Annotated in this window: 9 protein-coding genes and 3 tRNA genes; 9 read left to right on the top strand and 3 right to left on the bottom strand. The window is 58.7% G+C overall.

Going from position 1 to position 20,445, the window contains the following annotated elements; all coding sequences use genetic code 11:
* Positions 1–164: 164 nt before the first annotated feature.
* Positions 165–458, top strand: coding sequence for a helix-turn-helix domain-containing protein (locus KTN04_RS01825; RefSeq protein WP_217333494.1), 294 nt, complete (start codon positions 165–167; stop codon positions 456–458).
* A gap of 65 nt (positions 459–523) precedes the next feature.
* Here KTN04_RS01825 and KTN04_RS01820 read toward each other — a convergent pair whose 3' ends face one another.
* Entirely contained in the window at positions 524–2,002 is a 1,479-nt protein-coding gene (locus tag KTN04_RS01820) for an anion permease (protein WP_217333493.1), read from the bottom strand.
* Positions 2,003–2,216: 214 nt separating this feature from the next.
* Here KTN04_RS01820 and KTN04_RS01815 point away from each other — a divergent pair, with 214 nt between their 5' ends.
* The 3 genes from KTN04_RS01815 to KTN04_RS01805 all read left to right on the top strand — a co-directional run bounded on the left by KTN04_RS01815 (position 2,217) and on the right by KTN04_RS01805 (position 14,094).
* Complete coding sequence (locus KTN04_RS01815; protein WP_217333492.1) at positions 2,217–5,399, top strand: DEAD/DEAH box helicase; 3,183 nt, start codon at positions 2,217–2,219, stop codon at positions 5,397–5,399.
* A gap of 138 nt (positions 5,400–5,537) precedes the next feature.
* Positions 5,538–11,954, top strand: a complete 6,417-nt coding sequence (locus KTN04_RS01810; protein WP_217333491.1) for a DEAD/DEAH box helicase — start codon at positions 5,538–5,540, stop codon at positions 11,952–11,954.
* Positions 11,947–14,094 carry a UvrD-helicase domain-containing protein gene (locus KTN04_RS01805; RefSeq protein WP_217333490.1) on the top strand — a complete coding sequence of 716 codons (2,148 nt, stop codon included), beginning with the start codon at positions 11,947–11,949 and terminating at the stop codon, positions 14,092–14,094. The genes KTN04_RS01810 and KTN04_RS01805 overlap by 8 nt, the downstream gene beginning before the upstream one ends.
* 51 nt (positions 14,095–14,145) lie before the next feature.
* Here the strand turns inward: KTN04_RS01805 and KTN04_RS01800 are convergent, their stop codons facing one another.
* Positions 14,146–15,366 (bottom strand): OprD family outer membrane porin, encoded by a 1,221-nt coding sequence (locus tag KTN04_RS01800; protein WP_217333489.1) that lies wholly within the window; start codon positions 15,364–15,366, stop codon positions 14,146–14,148.
* 320 nt (positions 15,367–15,686) lie between these two features.
* Here KTN04_RS01800 and KTN04_RS01795 point away from each other — a divergent pair, with 320 nt between their 5' ends.
* From KTN04_RS01795 to KTN04_RS01775, 5 genes are all read left to right on the top strand, one after another.
* Positions 15,687–16,058, top strand: coding sequence for a diacylglycerol kinase (locus KTN04_RS01795; protein WP_217333488.1), 372 nt, complete (start codon positions 15,687–15,689; stop codon positions 16,056–16,058).
* A 95-nt stretch (positions 16,059–16,153) separates the two neighbouring features.
* Positions 16,154–17,638, top strand: a complete 1,485-nt coding sequence (gltX, locus tag KTN04_RS01790) for a glutamate--tRNA ligase (RefSeq protein WP_217333487.1) — start codon at positions 16,154–16,156, stop codon at positions 17,636–17,638.
* Between the two features lie 89 nt (positions 17,639–17,727).
* Positions 17,728–17,803 (top strand) — tRNA-Ala (locus KTN04_RS01785).
* 20 nt (positions 17,804–17,823) lie between these two features.
* A tRNA-Glu gene (locus KTN04_RS01780) sits at positions 17,824–17,899 on the top strand.
* A 33-nt stretch (positions 17,900–17,932) separates the two neighbouring features.
* Positions 17,933–18,008 (top strand) — tRNA-Ala (locus KTN04_RS01775).
* Positions 18,009–18,220: 212 nt separating this feature from the next.
* Here the strand turns inward: KTN04_RS01775 and KTN04_RS01770 are convergent.
* Entirely contained in the window at positions 18,221–20,404 is a 2,184-nt protein-coding gene (locus KTN04_RS01770) for a putative bifunctional diguanylate cyclase/phosphodiesterase (RefSeq protein ID WP_217333486.1), read from the bottom strand.
* Positions 20,405–20,445: the final 41 nt, after the last annotated feature.

The following is a 20,445-nucleotide window of genomic DNA, read 5'->3' as shown; positions in this document are numbered from 1 at the left end:
CCAAACCACCCATCATGGCGATGAAGGAGTGGCATAAAACCCATCCGGAACTTTTTAAAAAGCGACCTTATAATCATGCGGGACTTGACATCTAAAAAGAGCTGAAAATCCCTTTTTGGGATGTAATGGTATCTATTATTATCTACCAAGTGGTGTTGTGTGCTATGCCCGCATTTCAGTTGCTTGATGATCAGGATGTGCAGCAGGCGTTTGCCGCGCACCTGCGTAAATTGCGTGAGCAGGCCAAGTTGTCACGCGATGCCCTGGCCGAACGCAGTTGTGTACCGGCCCCGACGATCAAAAAGTTTGAACTGACCGGTCAGATCTCTTTTCGGCAGCTCCTGTTGTTGTGGCAAACCCTGGATGACCTGGCACGGTTGTATGATCTGACGCGTTCCCGTGTTGCGCGTGGTGTCATGCCGACCAGTATCGAGGAGGTACTGAAGGATGAGCTTTAGGCCGGTCCAGAAAATAAAAGAGGATGAGCAGGCACGGCCATGCCGCGCCTGCCGTGATTCGCTGTTTACCAATAGCCCAGCAGTTTCCACCAGAGTCCGCCGACGATCACCCAAACGATCAGGTTGGCGACACTCATGATAAAACCGGCCCGCCACCATTCGCCCAGGGTGACGTAGTTGGAGCCGAAGATCACCGGTGAGGTGCCGGTGGCATAGTGCGTCAGGGTCATCATGATGGAAGACGCTGCCGCCATCATCAGCACGAAGGGCATCGCCGGTGCGCCCATGGCCAAACCGACGCTTAAAAACGCCGCCATCATGGCGGTGATATGGGCGGTGGTGCTGGCAAAGAAGTAGTGCGAGTAGAGGAACACCACCACCAGCAACGCACTTGCCCCTGCCCAGCCGAGGCCGGTCTGGGTGATCAGATCCTGAATGCTGGCCGAGAACCAGGCGATCACGCCCAGGTTGTTGAGCTGCGAAGCCATCATTACCAGGGCACCAAACCACACCAGCGTATCCCAGGCGCTTTTTTCAGTGAGCACGTCCTGCCAGGTGAGTACGCCGGTGACCAGCAGGATCGACAGGCCGATAAAGGCGCTGGTGGTGGCGTTGAGTTGATAGGCATCACCGAACAACCAAACCGGCACATCGGCCCAGAGCATCAGCAGGATGGCAAAGACGCCAAGCATGATTTTTTCACCCCGGGTGACATGGCCCAGTTCGGCCAGCCGTTCGCGGGCAAAGCCGGTGGCGTCTTCGGTTTTCTTGATTTCCGGCGGGAAGAACAGGAACAGCACCAGTGGCATGAGTGCAATCGCCACCAGTCCCGGCAGCAGCATCGCCAACGCCCAGGTGGTCCAGCTCAGGCTGATCTCGGCGCCGGTGGCGTCGGCAATCAGCTTGACGGTGAGCGGGTTGGGTGCAGTGGCGGTAATGAACATGGCCGAGGTGATCGGGTTGGAGTGGTAGTTCACCAGCGCCAGGTATTTGCCGATTTTGCCGGTGCTGTTGTGCTCCGGCGTGGAGTCAAAACTGCGCGCGATGGATTGCATGATCGGGTGGATGATGCCGCCGCCTCGGGCGGTGTTGCTTGGCGTGACCGGCGCGATGGTCAATTCCGACAGCGCCAGCGCGTAGCCGATCCCCAGGGTGCGTTTGCCGAACAGGGCAATGAAGTGATAACCGATCCGCGCGCCCAGCCCGGTCTTGATCAGGCCGCGCGATATCATGATGGCGATGGCAATCAGCCAGATCAGCGGGCTGGTAAAACTGCCCAGGGCGTTCTTGATCGATGCGCCGGGGTTGTCGCTGGTCACGCCCGAGGCGGCGACCATGGCAATCGCCAGAATGGAAATGGCGCCGATGGGCATTGCCTTGCCGATAATGGCGGCGATGGTGCCGATAAACATGGCCAGCATCAGCCAGCCCTGGTCGGAAACGGTTTCAGGTTGAGGCAGCAGCCAAACGGTGATGCCGATGGCAACGGCAATAAGGGCCGGTATCGGGCGCAGATCCGAGCGCCCAGTGGGAGAGGCGGGCATGGTGTTACTCCATTTGTACAGTTGACACTGCATTATTGGCCGCTGTTCGACTTAAGTCCAATGGGATTGGAATAAAAGGCGAGGCAGGTCAAAGGGTTGCGGAATTCACTCAAACCTTTGATGCGCACTGTGCGGGTTTTCAGGTGTTCGAGGCTGCAGTGCAACCAGTAACGGTTGTAAGTAGAATATCGATTTTTTGCCGGAAGCACGCCCCATGTTGAACTTCAGCTACAACCAGATACAGGAATTGGTCGATCAGAAGACATTTCAACGTGGTGAGGCTTACTATTTGGAAGGCCGAGTCGAGCTGTTGACCGATAACCCCGCCGCGGATCAGGTGCAGGCGTTGGTGGACGGCAACCGGGTGTATACCGTTAACCTGCGTCAGGCCGGCGAAGAGTTGTATGGTCGTTGCAGTTGCCCCGTTGGGTGGGATTGCAAGCATGTGGTGGCGACCGCGCTGACCTGGCTGTTTCTGTATGGGCGTAACATGCAGGGGAGTGGTCGTGGCGCTCTGCCTTCACCCTTGCAAACCTGGCTGCAGCAGTGGCCCGGTGGAAGGCCGGAGCTACAGGCGGACGGCCGGGTCGAGCTTGAGCCCAGCCGTCAGCATCTGCTGTATGTGCTGCAGCCGCGGGATTTGGGTTGTGACATCGAGCTTCACAAAGGCTATCTGAAACTGAATGGCAGCTGGAGCCAGGTCAAGCCGTTTAATGTTGAACTATTCAAGTTAAGCCCCTATATCGCGCCCAAAATGCTGACAGAGATGGATATTGCCATCCTTCGCCAACTGGCGGATGGGCGTTCCGGACACTCCAGCTATCCGTTACAGGGACGCTCCGGCGGCTCACTCTTGCAACAGATGCTGCAAACGGGGCGGTTGTTTGTGTACGACCATTATCGTCCATTGCAGCTCTCCAGGGAGCGCGAGCTGCAATGGCAGTGGCAAAGTGACCATGATCAAACCCGGTTGGTGCCCCTGTTGACCGGCGAGCCCTGCCAAGTGTTGCCGCTTTCGCCGCTGTTTTATCTGGATGATCTTGAGGATGTGGTGGGGCCGCTGCAGACGGATATGGCACCGGAGCAGGTGATCCACCTGTCGCGTATGCCGCCGGTGTCTTCAACAGAACTGCCGCTGCTGTCCTACGAGTTGGGTTGCAGGCTGACGCCTGAGCAGCTGGCGTTGCCCGAGCAGGCCGAAAAAATTGAACATTGTAACCAGGCAACGCCGGTGCTGCGTCTGGTAGCGACCGAACAGGAGGCCGGCTACTGGCTACCGGGTTTGGCGCTGGCATTTGATTATGAAGGTTGCCGCGTGCCGTTCAGCGATGAGCCCGAGGTTCGCTTTATGGCGGAGCATGAAGGGCGTCAGTTGCTGATCGAGACCGATTTTGCAACCGAGCACCAGGCGATTCTCAGGCTGTTTGATCTTGGGCTGTTTGTTCAGGAAACATTGGACGATGAGCCGGTGTTGCGTCCCGCTGATGTAAACAGTCTTGATGCGTTCATGGCCGCCTGGCAGCACCTGCTGGATGAATCCTTGCCAAAGCTGCAAGCCGAAGGCTGGCTAGTGGAGGTTGATGACAGCTACCGCTACGACGTTCAGACAACCAGTTTTGATTTTAATGTCGGTGACGGTGATAACCACTGGTTCGAGTTCGGCTTGCGTTTGCCGTTGGGTGAGCATCAACTGGATGTGCGCCCGGTGATCGAGCGTTGGCTGGCGGAAGGCCAGCCGGAACAGCTCAGTTATATGGTGGATGAGAGCATCGTTCAGATCGACACCCGTTCATTGCATCCCTTGCATGAGTTGATCCTGGAGATGTTCCGCGAAGATCGGCTGACCGGGATCAGTCTGCCGCCCTTCAAGGCGGCGCGATTGGCGGCAGAGCCAGAGCTGGAGTTGAATCTTCGCGATGCGCCCGCAACGCAGCAGCTGCTCGAAAAACTACAGAACTTTAGCGGACTGCAACCCGTTGCAGCGCCGCAAGGCCTGCAGGCGCAACTGCGCGATTATCAGCAGCAGGGACTGTCCTGGCTGGATTTTCTGCAGGAATATGAGTTTGGCGGCATTCTGGCCGATGACATGGGGCTGGGTAAAACCCTGCAAACCCTGGCGCTGATCCAGCGGATGAAAGAGCACAATGTTTTGTTGCAGCCCGCGCTGGTGTTGGCCCCCACCAGTTTGATGGGAAACTGGGTGAACGAGGCGCGGCAGTTTACGCCTGATCTTGAGGTGTGTCTGATTCACGGCCCGGACCGAGCGGCCCGGTTTGCGCAGCTGGAAACCGCGGATCTGGTGATCACAAGCTATCCGTTGATTCTGCGCGATGCCGCGCATTATCGGGAGCAGGGGTTTAGTTTGCTGGTGCTGGATGAGGCCCAGGCGATCAAGAACCCGAAAACCAAATTGGCCAAGCAGGTGCGGGCCATTCAGGCCCAGCGCCGAATCTGTCTGACCGGTACGCCGCTGGAAAATCACCTGGGCGAACTTTGGGCGTTGATGGACTTTGCATTGCCGGGGCTGCTCGGCGGCTGGCAGCAGTTTAATCAGCAGTTCCGCAAGCCGATCGAGAATGACAACGATGCCGACTGTCAGCAGGGGCTGGCACGTCTGGTCGCCCCGTTCATGCTGCGCCGGACCAAGCAGGATGTGGTGGCCGAACTGCCACCCAAGAGCGAGATGGTGCAGCATGTGGAGCTCGGCGGTCGCCAGCGTGAATTGTATGAGGCGATCCGGGTCAGCATGGAAAAGCGCATTCGTGATCTGATCGCCAGCAAGGGCATGGCGCGCAGCCATATCGAGTTTTTGGATGCGCTGCTCAAGCTGCGTCAGGCTTGTATCGATCCGCGTCTGGTGAAGTTGGACAAGGCGGCCAACATCACCCAAAGCGCCAAACTGGAATGGCTGGCGGATACCTTGCCGGAGATGGTGGAGGAGGGACGGCGGATACTGTTGTTTTCACAGTTCACCCAGGCGCTGGGCCTTATCGAGGAAGTGCTAAAACAGCGAAAAATTGCGTACAGCAAGCTGACCGGCCAGACGCGCAAGCGCCAGGCAGCGATTGATCGCTTTCAGTCAGGCGAAGTGCCGCTGTTCCTGATCAGCCTGAAAGCCGGTGGCAGCGGCCTTAACCTGACCGCTGCCGATACCGTCATTCATATCGACCCCTGGTGGAACCCGGCGGTGGAGCGACAGGCGACCGATCGCGCCTATCGTATCGGTCAGGACAAGCCGGTGTTCGTCTACAAATTGGTGGCGATGGATACGGTAGAAGAGCGTATTCAGCAGATGCAGCAACAGAAGCAGGCGTTGGCCGATGCGCTCTTTAATGCCACCGGCAAGGCGGCTTTGCCGAACGACAGCGAGGCGCTGCTGGGTTTGCTGGCAGGCTAGCGCCGGTCCCGTGTCTGGCGCCGCCGTCACTTCTCGGTTAAGGTTCCTGTCTGTATTTACCAGCAGTTCATGGATGTATTGCATCGGTCCTGCTGTTATAACCTGTTGTTGCCGTTATCTTGTTCCAGGGATTGAACCATGCTGCCATCGCTTGTGGCGCCCGAGTTGATCGATGGCGTTGCCCGTTTTCTGCGTACCACCTTTCCTGCCTCTACCCCCGGTTTCCGTCGTGATGACGGTCGCTCGGCGATGGATGATTATGTCGATACCCTCGATGCCCTGTTCAAAGGCCCTTGGCTGAACCTGGGGTTGCCGTTCCGTACCCTGGCGCCGGGCGCGGAGCTGCCCTTGCGCCAGTTTCATCCGGGCTTTCCGCCGTACCGGCATCAGCTGCTGGCGTTTCAGCGCCTGTGTGGCGATCAGCCATTGCCAACGCTGGTGGCCACCGGCACCGGTTCAGGCAAGACCGAGTGTTTCATGTATCCGGTGCTGGATCATTGTGCCGCCCATCAGGGGGCAGGGATCAAAGCGATCATCATTTATCCGATGAATGCCCTGGCGACCGACCAGGCACGCCGCTTTGCCAAGGAAATTCATGGCCGTGACGAGCTGCGCGGCAAGGTGCGGGTCGGGCTGTTTGTGGGTGATAACGACCAGTCGCCGCATACGCAGATGACGCCGGATTATGTGATCACCTGCAAGAAAACCCAGCGCGAAAACCCGCCGGACATTCTGCTCACCAACTACAAAATGCTGGATTACCTGCTGCTGCGGCCCAAGGATCAACCGATCTGGCGGCACAATGATCCCGGTCGACTGCGTTATCTGGTGGTGGACGAATTGCACACCTTCGATGGCGCCCAGGGCACGGATCTCGCCTGTTTGATCCGGCGTTTGCGTGATCGGCTCCAGGCGGGTCATGAGCTGGCCTGTGTCGGTACCTCGGCAACGATCGGCGATGCCGGTGCCGTGGCGCAGCTGACCGATTATGCCTCGCGTATTTTCTCGGCACCCTTCGATGAGCGGGCGGTGATTCTGGAAGACCGTTTGCAGCCGGATGAGTTTTTGCAGGCGGGCGATACCACAGGCGGCAGTCGCTGGCCGAGTCCCCAGCAGTTGCGGGCGATGGTGCCGGAGCGGTACCGCTCCATTGACGATTACATTGCCGCCCACGCCGGGCTTTGGTTCGAGCAGCCGCCACAGGGGCTGACCAGTCAGGACGAGATGGTCCGGGCGCGGGCCTGTGTGGCCCTGGGTGAGTTGCTCAAGGGTCATGAGGCCTGCCAGATGCTGGTACGTTCGGCATCCGGCCTGCTGGATCTGCGCCGTCTGTTGCAGGACTGGCAACAGCAGCGCCACTGTCGGCCCGAAGAAGCGAGCATGATGCTGGCGAGTCTGGTGGCGCTGATCTCCACGGCGCGCAGTTGGCGTCAGCCCTGGCGCGAGCAGCCGGAAACCGGCGGCACCGGGCCGTTTTTGCAGGTGCGCTATCAGCTGTGGCTGCGCGAGCTGCGCCGTTTGCTGGCCAGTGTCGAACGCGAGCCGACACTGCGCCTGGCGGATGATCTGGACGCCCGGAATGAACATTACCATCTGCCGGTGGCCCACTGTCGTGAATGCCACGCGACCGGTTGGGTCAGTCGCCAGATACCCGGTGAGGCCCAGCTCAGCGATGACCGTGATCTGATCTATGATGCCTGGTTTAGCCGGAACCCGGACACCCAGGTGCTGTTTCCCCTGCCCGAAGGGGACGCACCCGGTTATGGGCCGGTGCGCAGCTTTTGTGGCCGCTGCGGTACGCTAGGGCAGGCGGGTGCTACCGAGTGCGCAGGCTGTGAGGCTCCGACAGCCGAGTTGCAGCGGGTGTGGCAGCCGGTGATGCGGGCCGATCGCCAGCAGAAGGGCGCCAAGATCACCCAATTTGTGCCTGACTGTCCCCACTGCGGTGCGACCAATGGGTTGAGTCTGATGGGGTCGCGGGCGGCCAGTCTGGCCAGTGTGATGATCAGTCAGCTGTTTGGCTCGACCTTCAATGATGACCACAAGCTGATCACCTTTTCCGACTCGGTGCAGGATGCGGCACATCGGGCCGGTTTTTTCGGTGCCCGCACCTGGCGGCAGACGTTACGCACGGCGCTGCATCAGGCGTTGCATGAGCGCCTGCAGGCGATGCCGCTGTCGATGGCGGCGGAGCAGTTTGCCGATTTCTGGCTCGACCGGCTGGGGCGCGAAGCCTTCGTGGCCACCTTTATCGCCCCCAATATGGAATGGCTGCAGGAGTGGGAGCAGTTGCAGGCCAGTGGTCGGTTGGAGTCGGATGAGCTGATCGAGCGCTGGATACGCCCGCGGCTGAACTGGGAGGTGGTGAACGAGTTTGGCCTGGGCAGCCGTATCGGTCGCACCCTGGAGCGTACCGGTCGGGCGGTGGCCGCTCCCGATCTGCTGGCGCTGGATGAGGCGGTGGCGGCGGCACTGCCGGAGTTGCAGCAGGAGGTCGCCGAGCTGGCCGCTCTGGAGGCGGGCGAACTGCGCCGGTTTATGCTGGGCCTGCTCTGGCGCTTGCGCACCCGGGGCGCGTTTAACCATTCGGTGCTGGAAAGTTATCGCCGTGAAGGCGGCAAGGATTATCTGCTCAATCAGTTGCCCTGGATGCAGGGCTTTGGCAAGGGCGCACGTCTGCCGGCGTTTGTGTCGCTGGAAAAAGTCTCCAAGCATTTCGATACCCTGATGTCGCCGACCGGCTGGCATCAGCGCTGGTTCGCCAAGACGCTGGCGGCCGATGCAGTGATGGCGTCAGCCTCGCTGCGCCAGGTGTTCAGCCGTGTGCTGGCGGCGTTGACCCGCAGCGGCTTGCTGCTGGAGCATGAGGTGCGCGGCGAGCCGGTCTGGTCGTTGAATCCCGATCTCTGGCTGTGCGTGACCCAGGTGGCACAGCTCAACTGTGACTGTTGTAATCATCAGCTGCAGGTGGGGCAGGACCAGCTGATGGACTGGCAGGGCCTGGGTTGCCAGCGCAGCACCTGTTTTGGCCACTATCAGCCGGGCCGCATGACCGCGCCTCCGGTTGCCGCCAAGCCGCCGGTACGACTGGTCACCTCCGAGCATACCGGCCTGTTGCCACCGGATCTGCGCCTTGGCATCGAAAATTCCTTCAAGCAGGGGCAACAGCCCTGGCATATCAACCTGTTGTCGGCCACGCCCACCATGGAGATGGGTATCGATATCGGTGATCTGTCGTCGGTGCTGCTGTGCTCGGTGCCACCGGCACAGGCCAACTATTTGCAGCGTATCGGTCGCGCCGGGCGCAAGGACGGCAACGCACTGAACGTCACCCTGGTGAACGGTGCGCCGCATGATCTCTACTTCTATGACGAGCCGGAAGAGATGATGGCGGGCAGTGTCAGCACGCCGGGCGTCTATCTGAATGCCAGTGCGGTGCTGGAGCGCCAGCTGATCGCCTTCTGCTTCGACCGCTGGACGGCAAGCGGTATCGACGACAGCGCCATTCCGGCCACGCTCAAGCTGTTGCTCGACGGCATCGAGCGTCAGGACAAGAGCGTTTTCCCGCACAACCTGCTGGCGTTTATCGAGCAGCAGGGCAGTGCGCTGTTCAACGATTTTGTGCGCCTGTTCCCCGAGCTGGATGCGGATATGGCCAGTCGCCGGCATCTGGAGCAGTTCCTGTTCGGCACCGGTGGCCAGCCGCCCATCGACTACCGTCTGGTCAACCGCTTGCATGAACTGCAGCAGGAGCGTACGTCCCGGCGCAAGATGATCGATGAGCTGCAAAAGACACTGAACGAGCTGGAGCAGCAACCCCAAGATGAAGTGGTGGAGGGGCTGATAAGTGATGCGCGTAGCGAGCGCTCCGGCTTGCTGGAGCTGCAAAAAGCGGTCAATGCTCGGCCAACGCTGAACTTCTTCACCGATGAGGGGTTGCTGCCCAACTACGCGTTCCCCGAAGAGGGCGTGCGCCTGCAGTCGGTGATTTTCCGCAGGGTGGAAAAGCACGAGCAGCCCACCGAAGGGGACAGCCAGGGCACAGGACGCGATAACAACAGCGGCGGCATCAAGGACAGCGAGAAAAAAACCTACGAGAAAAAGGTGTTCGAGATTGTGCGGCCCTCGGCCGCCGCGCTGGGTGAACTGGTGCCGCAAAGCCGCTTCTACGGTATCGGCCGTCGGGTGGAGATCGATCAGATCGATATCAATCTGTCCAGCGCCGAAGAGTGGCGGCTGTGCAACCAGTGTCATTATGCCGAGCCATTGCCATCCGCGGATGCCCATGAGCGTTGCCCCCGTTGCCAAAGCGATCTCTGGCGCAATAGTTCGCAGCAGCAAACGCTGTTGAGACTGCGCCAGGTGTTTGCCAATACCCATGACCGTGACAGCCGGATCGGTGATGACAGCGAACAGCGTGAGCCGGTGTTCTACAACCGCCAGCTGCTGGTGGATATTGACGAAGGCGACTCCGAGCGGGCCTACCGGCTCGATGATCCGGCGCTGCCGTTCGGTTTTGAGTATCTGCGCAAGGCGACCTTCCGCGAGGTGAATTTCGGTCGTCGTGGCGATGATGGCATGGAATTCGAGATCGCCGGCAAGGCGGCCAAACGGCCGGGGTTCAATATCTGCCGTCACTGCGGCAAGGTACAAACCGCCAGCCGTGATCTGCGCCGCAACCACAGCATCAACTGTCGCCTGCGCAAGGAGAACCGCCAGGGTGATCCGGCCGATTTCTGGAATACCCTGTATCTGTACCGTGAGCTGACCTCCGAGGCGGTGCGCCTGCTGCTGCCGGTAGCCGAGGTGCAGGGTTCGGATGTGGCGCTGCAAAGCCTGGTGGCTACGCTGCATCTGGGGCTCAAGGCCTTCTTCGGCGGTGATGTGGGCCATCTGCAGATCACCCGCTATTCCGAGCCGGAACCGGGCAATGGCGATCTGCGCCGCCACTATCTGGTGATTCTGGATACGGTGCCCGGCGGTACCGGTTATCTGAAACAGCTGCTGCTGTCACCGGACCAACTGATGGGCATGCTGAATTCGGCGCTGGAACATCTGAAAAACTGCAGTTGCAACCATCATCCCGAAGGTAAGGATGGCTGTTATCGCTGCCTGTTTGCCTATCGTGAAAGCCGCCATCTGGAGTTGATCTCCCGCCGCGCGGCGGTTGAGTTGCTGGAAGAAATTCTGCAGCGCCGTGAACAACTGCACGCGGTTGAACAGCTGAACCCCGAAAGCCTCAACGCCCTGCATGAAAGCGAGCTGGAAAAGCGTTTCGAGCAGACGTTGGCCGGTTGGGGGCCGGATATCGGTTTTACCCGGCGCCAGGTGAATGGCAAGCCGGGGGCTGCACTCAGTGTACGCGACGAGCAGGGGCAGCTGCGTAGCTGGATGCTGGAGCCGCAGGTGGAGCTGGGGGCGGCCGATGGGATTGCGATCAGCACCCGACCGGACTTTGTGTTCTGGCCGGCCAGTGAAGCGGCCGGTATCAAGCCGGTGGCGATCTATCTGGATGGCTATGAATACCACGCCGGCCGGGTGCGCGATGACAGTATCAAACGCCAGGCGTTGCTGAACTCAGGGCGTTTCCGCGTCTGGAGTCTCAACTGGCAGGATCTGCCCGCCAAAGGCCAGGCGCAGACCCACCCTGAGACCGACTGGCTGGTGCACCCTCTGGTGCCGAGTACCTTGATGCAATACGGCAAAATCGCCGCGCGTCTGCACTGGCCATCGTTTGAAAGCCAGACCCCTCTGTTGCAACAGGGCGGTTTGCGTTGGCTGATTTATTATCTGGCACACGGCGAGCAGGGCTTAGTGACCGCAGCGCGCAGCCGTGCCCTTTGTCTACTGGATTTTGCCGCTGCCGGTGCTCAGGATGTCTTTGGGCTGCAGCAAATGCGTGATTACGCCCCGCATGACTGGCAGCAGCGGCTGCAGCCAGGCTGTGTGAGCGGCCAGGCGAGTTTAAATGATCTACCCGAACTCACGTTGATCGCGGCGATGGGTCAGGCGGCGTTCAAGCAGCCCGAGCAGCTTGCCAAGGGGCCTGCGGTATTGGCCTGGCTTGATGATACCGCTGAGGATCACGAGGATTTCCGCCTGGTGTGGCGGCGGTACTGGTGTGCGGTCAATCTGCTGCAGTTCATGCCGGATTTTGCCGGTGTGTGCCGCAGCGGCATCGAGCAGGCGGCCTATGATGCGCTGCAGCCGATGGACTTAGCCCAGGAGCCACCACCCGAGTCGGTCGCCATGACGGCCGAGTGGCTGGAAGCGATGGAGTACACCGCTTATCCGGATGCACTGGAACGGCTTTGGCAGCTAACCGCCGGGCAATTGCCCGCTCCCCTGGTGGGTGAGGATATTCGACAGGGCATCGCCGTCGTAGCGGCCACCGAGTGGGCGTGGCCGGATTTGAAGCTGGCGTTTGTACCGGATGACGAGGGAAGCATTGAACGTCTCGCGGCATCCGGTTGGCAGTTATGGCGCGATGAGGCACAACTGGACACGCTGGCGCAGGCGCTGATCGCCGCCGACAAGGAGCAACACGATGACTGAGCAGACGCCCCGCGTTGCCATCGCGGACAAGTTTATGCTGGCGCTGACGCGCCTGCCCAAAACCACGCAGAAAAAGACGCTGGAATTTGTCAGTAAATTCCGCCAGGACCCCGGTGCCTCCGGCATCAATTACGAAAAGATCAATGATGCCAAGGATGGTCACTATCGTTCGGTCCGAATTGACCAGAACTATCGCGGCATTGTGCGTGCCCCGGACCAGGGTAATGTCTATCTGCTGCTCTGGGTCGACAAGCATGATGATGCCTATGACTGGGCTCGCCGCCATGCCTGCGAAGTCCATCCGGGGACGGGGACCTTGCAGATTTACGAGAGCAGCGAGCAGCCGGTCAACGCTATCGAACCTTCAGTTGGTTCGGGTGCCTCAAGTGAGCCGCTGGTAACGTCTGAGCAGACTGAGCCTTTGTTCAGCCTGTCGGAGGAGCAGCTGCACCAAATCGGTGTGCCCCAGGCGCTGACGGCCAGGGTGCAATCGCTGACGGCCGAAGCCGAACTGGAAGCGCTGGAATCGCGTTTGCCGGTCGAGGCGTATGAGCCCCTGTATTTGCTGGCGGCGGGTGCCGATTGGCAGGAGATCGAGCAGGACTATCTGGCACCACAAGCCGCCGGTGTCGACACCGATGATATTGCCGCCGCACTGGCGCGCCCCTCCAGTCAGCGCCAGTTCTGGGTGGTTGATAATGATCTTGAGCTGCAGGCGATGCTGAATGCGCCACTGGAACGTTGGCGTGTCTATCTGCACCCGTCTCAGCGCAAACTGGTTGAGCGTCACTGGAACGGCCCGGTGCGTGTGTTGGGGGGCGCCGGTACCGGCAAAACCGTGGTAGCCATGCATCGAGCCCGTTGGCTGGTACAGCAGTTGCTCGGGGGCAAGGAGAAACTGCTGTTCACGACCTTCACCGTTAACCTGGCCACCGATATTGCCGCCAACCTGCGCAAAATTTGCAGTGCCGAAGAGCTGGAGCGGATCGAGGTCAAACATATCGATGGCTGGGTGAAGGAGTTTCTGCGCCGCAACCACTATCCCCACGAAATCGTTTATGAGAACGCCTCGCCCGAGTATCACCGTATCTGGCAGCAGGCGCTGGCACTGAACCCGGCCCTGGGGCTGCCGGACTCTTTCTACAAGGAGGAGTGGGAGCGGGTCATTCTGCCTCAGCGAGTCCATACCAAGGCGGAGTATTTCAAGGCCAGCCGCATCGGTCGTGGCGTAGCCCTGAACCGCAAGCAGCGTGCCGAGATCTGGCCGGTGTTCGAAGAAGTACGCGCCCAGCTCAATCATCAGGGGCTGAAAACCTTCGAGGATGCCACCCTGGATGCAGTGGATCTGTTGCAGAGTCGTGATATCCGTTTGCCCTACCGCAGCGTGATCGTGGATGAAGCGCAGGATATGGGGCCTCAGGCATTAACGTTGATCCGCCAGTTGCTGCCGGAACAGGACAACGATCTGTTTATCGTCGGTGATGGCCACCAGCGGATTTACCGTCGTCATGCCGTGATGGGGCACTGCGGCATCAGGATCGTGGGCCGCAGCCGCAAGCTGCGCATCAACTACCGCACCACCGAAGAAACCCGCCGCTTCGCCAGCGCCTTGCTGGAAGGGGTGAGCGTGGATGATCTTGATGGTGGTGAAGACCAGAGCACCGACTACCGTTCGCTGCTGCACGGTACCGAGCCGGTGGTGACCGGGTATGCCGATGGTCAGACCGAGCAGGTTGGCATCGCCGGCGAGATTGTACAGCTGTTGGAAGACGGCGTGGAAAGCCGCGATATCTGTATTGTCACTCGCGTTCGCAAGCGTCGTGATGAGCTGGCCGCTTACCTGCAGCAGGCGGGGATAGCCGTTCAGGTGCTGAATCAGCAGACCGACAACCGAAATGTGGCAGGGGTGCGCCTGGCCACCATGCATCGGGTGAAGGGTCTGGAGTTCCGTTATATGTTCCTGGCCGGTATTAATGCCGATGTGGTGCCGCTTGCGCTGGCGATGGGCAGCAGCGATGACCCGGTAGAGCAGCAACAGAACGAGCTGAACGAACGTGCTTTGCTGCATGTGGCAGCAACGCGTGCGGTACAAGGGCTTTATGTGAGTTACGCGGGCGAGCCGAGTCGGTTTTTGCGCTAATCAAAAACGGGCCCGAAAGGGCCCGTTTTCATGTGCGCGTTGAAGCGATGCTTACAGAGCGCTGAAACCGTAGTTGGCGATCAGGCGGAATTCGTCCACGTCGTCACCGATTTCGCTTTCATAGTGTGCAACACGTGCACGCAGCGACAGGCCTTCCAGTGAACCGGCCTGGAACACGTACTTGGCTTCCAGATCGGTTTCGCTCTCTTCCAGGTCGTTTTCAGTGCCGGCGTCGATGTCCCAGCCTTCGGTGTGACGCGCCATCAGGCTCAGGCCCGGAACGGCAGCGACATTATAGTCGGCGCGAACCTGCAAAGACTGCTCGTCGTCATTGTTGAAGTCAGAGTACTGAACGGAGTTCCACGCCATCAGGATGTGGTTGTCGTTCTCGAAGCCATCCCAGCTGTAGTCGTAGCCGTTGTCGCCGCCGATCTTCTGATAGGACAGGGTCATGGTCAGGTCACCGGTGGTGTAGCGGCCAGCCAGGTTCAGCAGGGTCGAGTCGTAATCGCTGCCGTACAGGGCACCGTCATCGGAACCATCGTAGTAGTGCGCATCAAACAGCATGCTGTCGCCGTTGGACAGCTCAACCGGGAAGGATGCGTTCAGGTAGCTCTGACGCAGGTATTCATCGGCGACACCGTGAGCCAGCTGTACATTCAGGCCGTTGGCAAAGCCGTAGCTGCCGCCCACGATGTACAATTCATAGTCTTCACCGTTGGCTGCTTCGTAACGGTTGAACGTGGTGTCAGCCATGTTGACTGCACGATCGCTGTAGATGGCGTACAGATCAGCGCCACCCAGCTGAGTGTCCAGCTTGACCGCCTGAGTAGAGCTCGGAGTAGAGCGGGAATCGTCATCCCACAGCAGCGCCGTGTTCAGTACCATGCGGCCGGCACGCAGCTCGGTATTCTCGCCCAGCTTCAGCTTCAGGTACGCCTGGCCCAGCTTGGCGTAGCTGTCGGTGTTGCCGTCATCGTTGTGCAGCATGCCGATGAATTCGTCTTCCTTACCGCCATCCAGCTTCAGCGCACCGTATACAGAGGCATCAAAACCGATCAGGCCGTTATAGTAAGGGGAGACATAATTAACATGTACCGCTTGAGATGCGGCGTAGCGATCTTCGGTACCATCGCGGAAGTCGCGGTCGAAGTACAGCGTACGCAGGTTAATGTTCAGGCTCGGCTCGTCTGCTGCGAATGCAGCCGGAGCAGATGCCAGTGTGCCGGCGGCGATAGCCAGCGCCAGGGGAGTTTTGTACAGCGCTTTCATAATAACAGTTCCTCAGGGTTCGCCTCTTGCGGGCAAACTCAAAGTTGTTTTTGTATGCACGAAGGGGTGCTTAAAACGCTGTGCATTGTAGTGAAACTGTCGCATTTCCACAAACAGGGCGTCACAAGGATGTGGTGTGGTGATGGCCTGAATGGATAACAACCATGATTAAAGTCATCAGATTTATCAGTATTACGTATCATTACCGTCATGGAGTAACATTGTCTGCCCAGTCGGCATGAGAGCAATGAATCTGTTGCTGTCATGTGATGCCATACGAAAATCGTTTTGCTGCCGGCACCGCTGGCCGAGGGTTTGCCATGATTGTTACCAAGACAACGGGCCTTAAGCGGTTCTACCTTGCTACCCGTTACTCACTCAAGGGGCTGCGCGCGGCTTACAGGCAGGAGCCTGCGTTTCGGTATGAGACCTGGGCCGCAGTGGTCATGCTGCCGGCGGCTGTCTGGCTGGCGGAAACAGGGCTACAGCTGGGGTTGCTGATCAGTGCCTTGTTGCTGGTGTTGATCATGGAGCTACTCAATACCGCTATCGAGGCCATCGTGGATCGCGCCGGTACCGAGTTCAATACCCTGGCCGGACTGGCCAAGGATCTGGGGTCGGCCGCTGTTCTGTTTGCCTTGATTATCACGGTCCTGATTTGGGGCGGGATCGGGTATGACAACCTGAGTTGACTTCATCGAGCTTCAGGCCGGCATGGTCGCCACCCCGGTCGGCAGGCTATAATCGCGACTTTTACGCAACCACAACAGGACCGAGTACAGGAATCATGACTGTTCGCACCCGTGTAGCGCCGTCTCCGACCGGCGATCCGCATGTCGGCACCGCCTATATTGCACTGTTCAACCTCGCGTTTGCCCGCCAGCACGGCGGTCAGTTCATTCTGCGTATCGAGGATACCGACCAGACCCGCAGCACCGACGAGTCGGAACAGGCGATTCTGGATTCTCTGCGCTGGCTGGGCCTGGAGTGGGATGAAGGGCCGGATGTTGGCGGTCCTCATGGTCCTTACCGCCAGAGTGAGCGCAAGGACATGTACAAGGACTTTGCCATGCGTCTGGTGGAAGAAGGCACGGCTTTTCTATGCTTCCGTACTGCGGAAGAACTGGATGAGCTGCGTGAAACACGCAAGGCCGAAGGCAAGCACACTGCGCTGAAGCAAAGTGATCTTGAGCTGCCTCAGGATGAGGTCGAGCGTCGCATGGCGGCGGGCATGCCTTACGTTGTGCGCATGAAGGTGCCGGAAGACGGCATCTGTGTCATCGATGACATGCTGCGCGGCCCCATCGAGTTGGACTGGGGCCAGGTGGATGCGCAGATCCTGCTCAAGTCCGATGGCATGCCGACCTACCACCTGGCCAACGTGGTGGATGATCATCTGATGAAGATCACCCACGTGATCCGTGGCGAGGAGTGGATCAACTCCGCACCCAAGCACAAACTGCTGTACCAGTACTTTGGCTGGGAGATGCCGCAGCTGTGCCATATGCCGCTGCTGCGTAACCCGGACAAGTCCAAGCTGTCCAAGCGCAAGAACCCGACCAGCATCCTGTACTACCAGCGCATGGGCTACCTGCCGGAAGCGCTGCTGAACTACCTCGGCCGCATGGGGTGGTCCATGCCGGACGAGCGTGAGAAGTTTAACCGTGACGAGATGTTCGCCAACTTCGATATCCAGCGTGTATCGCTGGGCGGGCCGGTATTCGACCAGGAGAAGTTGAGTTGGTTGAACGGTCTGTGGATCCGTGAAGAATTATCTCCGGAGCAGTTTGCGGCACAGATGCAAAAATGGGCGCTGAACCCCGAATATCTGATGCAGATTATTCCGCTGATTCAGCCGCGTATAGAGAAGTTTTCTGATGTGGCCCCGCTGGCCGGTTTCTTCCTCAGTGGCATGCTGTCGATCACTGAAGCTGATTTCGCGCACAAGAAGATCGAGCTGGACGAGATCCGTCGCATTCTGCAGTTCAGTGTTTGGCACTTGGACCAGCAGACCAAATGGGACCGTGACAGTCTGTTTGCCGAGCTGAAGGGCCTGGCCGATGGTATGGAGATCAAGATCCGTGATTTCCTGTTCCCGCTGTTCGTGGCGATTGCCGGTACCTCGCAGAGTGTATCGGTGGTGGATGCCATGTCGATTCTGGGGCCGGACATGAGCCGTGCACGCCTGCGCCACGCGTTGGAAGTCATCGGTTCGCCGTCCAAGAAGGAAACCAAACGCTTGGAAAAAGAGTATCGCGCGCTAAGCGCATGATTCGTCAGAACATTTTTTGTAAGTTTTTTGCAAAAAGTGTTTGACACCACAGGAGGGGGCGATTAATATACGCCCCGTCCTGTGACGAAGGGGCCTTAGCTCAGCTGGGAGAGCGCAACACTGGCAGTGTTGAGGTCAGCGGTTCGATCCCGCTAGGCTCCACCAAAATCGTCATTTACCACTGCGTCCCATTCGTCTAGTGGCCTAGGACACCGCCCTTTCACGGCGGTAACAGGGGTTCGAACCCCCTATGGGACGCCACCTATCATTACAGACTTCGGTCTGACCCATTGTGGGGCCTTAGCTCAGCTGGGAGAGCGCGACACTGGCAGTGTCGAGGTCAGCGGTTCGATCCCGCTAGGCTCCACCACTTTATTGAAGTATCTCAATACCTCAATACCTCAATACCTCAATACCTCAATACCTCAATACCTCAATACCTCAATACCTCAATACCTCAATACCTCAATACCTCAATACCCTATTTTGTCGGTTGGTCCGGTTTGTTGTGTCTGTCGGCAACTGTCGCTCTATACATTATTCAGCGCGTAACGCTTGCTTTCGGTCGATCTCAAAGAGATGTCAGGATGCGTTTTGTCTGTTGGCTACGGCCTTGGCTCCTGATAAGCCGTGATGCATTGTAAGTGCCGACAGGGGCTTGGGTTTGCTGAACAGATAGCCCTGGCCATAGTCACAGGTCATATCCTTCAAAATGAGTGCCTGGCGCTCGGTTTCTATGCCCTCTGCGACCACGCTCAGACTCAAGGTATGTGCCAAACGTGTGGTGGCCTCGACAATTTGGCGATCTTCCTCGTCAAGATCGCGGATGAAGCTGCGATCAATTTTTAGCTTGCTGACTGGCAGTTGCTTGAGCAGTGCCAATGAAGAGTAACCGGTGCCGAAATCATCCAGAGAAATAGAGAAACCGGCCTGACAAAGCGCCTCCAGGGTGGCAATTGCTCGATCGACGTCATCAATCAGGCATGATTCGGTCACTTCCAGTTCAATCTGAGAGGTGGGCACTTGGTGGTCGGTCAGTATGCGCGTGATGCGCGTGACCAGTTGTGGATCATTGAACTGACGGGGCGACAGGTTGACGGCCACCCATATCTTGAGATCGTGCGCGCGAATCTGACGGCAGGCTTCTTCCACGACCCAGTAGCCCAGCCGGAAGATCAGCTGGCTTTCTTCTGCGATGGTAATGAAATGATTGGGTGGCAATAGTCCTTGATCCGGATATTGCCAGCGAATCAGGGCTTCATAGCCTGCCACATAGTCGTCGGAGAGCCGTATGATGGGTTGCATATGGAGCCGCATCTCACCCTGTTCGATAGCATTGCTAAGCGCCTTGTTCAATGCGTTTTTGGCTTCAGCAGCCTGCTGTAGCGCAGGGTCGTAAAAACAGAAGCGGCTGCGGCCGTACTGCTTGGCGGCATACATGGCCATATCGGCATGCTGCAGGACGGTGGCGCTGTCCAGACCATCTTCAGGGATAGTCGCAATCCCGATTGAGGCGGATAAGCGAAATGTCTGGCCGCGTGTTTGCAACGGCTCAGCAATGCTGTCCAACAGCTGTTGAGCGGTCTGGCTCAGGTGTTGGTTGTCCGGGAGTTCGCGCAGCAACAAGGCAAACTCATCACCGCCCAAACGCGCAACCAGACGGTTGTGCAGCGGTAGATGCTCCAGTCGTGAAGCCAGTTGCTTGAGGATGGCGTCGCCGACCGGATGCCCGTATTCGTCGTTGATATCCTTGAAGTGGTCCAGGTCCATGATCAGTACGGCTGCTTGATAATGCTGTTGCTGGCAGCGGCGGCAGCAGCGTGACACTTCATCGCTGAAGTGAAGTCGGTTGGCCAGTCCGGTAACCGGCTCATAGTTGGCCTGGTGATGAAGGGTATGTGTCTGCTTCTCGATGATCTGCTCCAGTATCAATGGCTGTCGCAGTATGCGTCTGATCATTACCGCACACAGCAGTGCAAAGATCAGGCTGATAACATATCCCCCCCAATAGCCAAGGCGCGTATGTGGCGCTTCTAGGCTCATTTTCAGTATCCAATGAGCATTGGGCAGGCGGATATTGATGGCCAGCCAGTCGGCATTGATTGGCTCGATTGACCGCTTGAAAATGGCTTCTTGGTTTGCGCCTGGCCGTGTGCGACTCAACTCGTATCGAAAACCGCGTGCTTCCAGCTCCCGCAGATTGGAGATGCCGATCAGGCGGTCGAGGTCTATTACTACGGATGCAAAGCCCCAGAAACGCTCCGGGCCATCTGTTGTCGGCAAAAATACCGGGTTGCGCGCAACCATGCCGACGCCGCCCTGCCTCAGTTCAAAAGGACCGGCCAGTGTCAGGGTGCGGCTGTCGACAGCCAGTCGGGCCTCATCGCGCCGCTTGTCATTATTGAGCAAGTCATGCCCCGGACTGCCCGAGCCCGGAGGATAGATCAGTTGCGTAATACCGCCGGGTACTAGTTGCAAGCTGCTGGCCAGGGGGAAGGAGGGCATCATGGCTGCGGCGTATGAGTGGAAGTCTACGGGTGTGCCTTGCTGTTGGCGTACCTCCTGCGCAAGGATCTGAGTAGCGGCCAGAACATGCTGCACCCGGTTCTCAATAGTGGATGCCTGGCTGTTGAGCAGCTCGGTCAGCAACATGTCCTGGCGTGTTTTGTAGAGATCCAGGCCCGTGTGTGTGGTGTATGCCCCCAATGCCGTGATCAGAACGAGGGTGGCCAGAGTAATGATGTTGATTCGGCGTTGTCGAGTCACTGGGGGATCGCCATGGATACAGGGGGTATGATTAGTTGACC

The organism is Marinobacterium weihaiense (assembly GCF_019061305.1).
Taxonomy (GTDB): Bacteria; Pseudomonadota; Gammaproteobacteria; order Pseudomonadales; family Balneatricaceae; genus Marinobacterium; species Marinobacterium weihaiense.
Note: the sequence above shows the minus strand (reverse complement) of the source record. Positions and strands in the feature narration are given on the sequence as shown.

What these genes read in the sequence shown, in the direction of transcription:
- KTN04_RS01800 (WP_217333489.1), bottom strand. Translation starts at nt 15,366, where the DNA reads ATGAAAGCGCTGTACAAAACTCCCCTGGCGCTGGCTATCGCCGCCGGC.
- KTN04_RS01820 (WP_217333493.1), bottom strand. Translation starts at nt 2,002, where the DNA reads ATGCCCGCCTCTCCCACTGGGCGCTCGGATCTGCGCCCGATACCGGCC.
- gltX (WP_217333487.1), top strand. Translation starts at nt 16,154, where the DNA reads ATGACTGTTCGCACCCGTGTAGCGCCGTCTCCGACCGGCGATCCGCAT.
- KTN04_RS01825 (WP_217333494.1), top strand. Translation starts at nt 165, where the DNA reads ATGCCCGCATTTCAGTTGCTTGATGATCAGGATGTGCAGCAGGCGTTT.
- KTN04_RS01805 (WP_217333490.1), top strand. Translation starts at nt 11,947, where the DNA reads ATGACTGAGCAGACGCCCCGCGTTGCCATCGCGGACAAGTTTATGCTG.
- KTN04_RS01795 (WP_217333488.1), top strand. Translation starts at nt 15,687, where the DNA reads ATGATTGTTACCAAGACAACGGGCCTTAAGCGGTTCTACCTTGCTACC.
- KTN04_RS01810 (WP_217333491.1), top strand. Translation starts at nt 5,538, where the DNA reads ATGCTGCCATCGCTTGTGGCGCCCGAGTTGATCGATGGCGTTGCCCGT.
- KTN04_RS01815 (WP_217333492.1), top strand. Translation starts at nt 2,217, where the DNA reads ATGTTGAACTTCAGCTACAACCAGATACAGGAATTGGTCGATCAGAAG.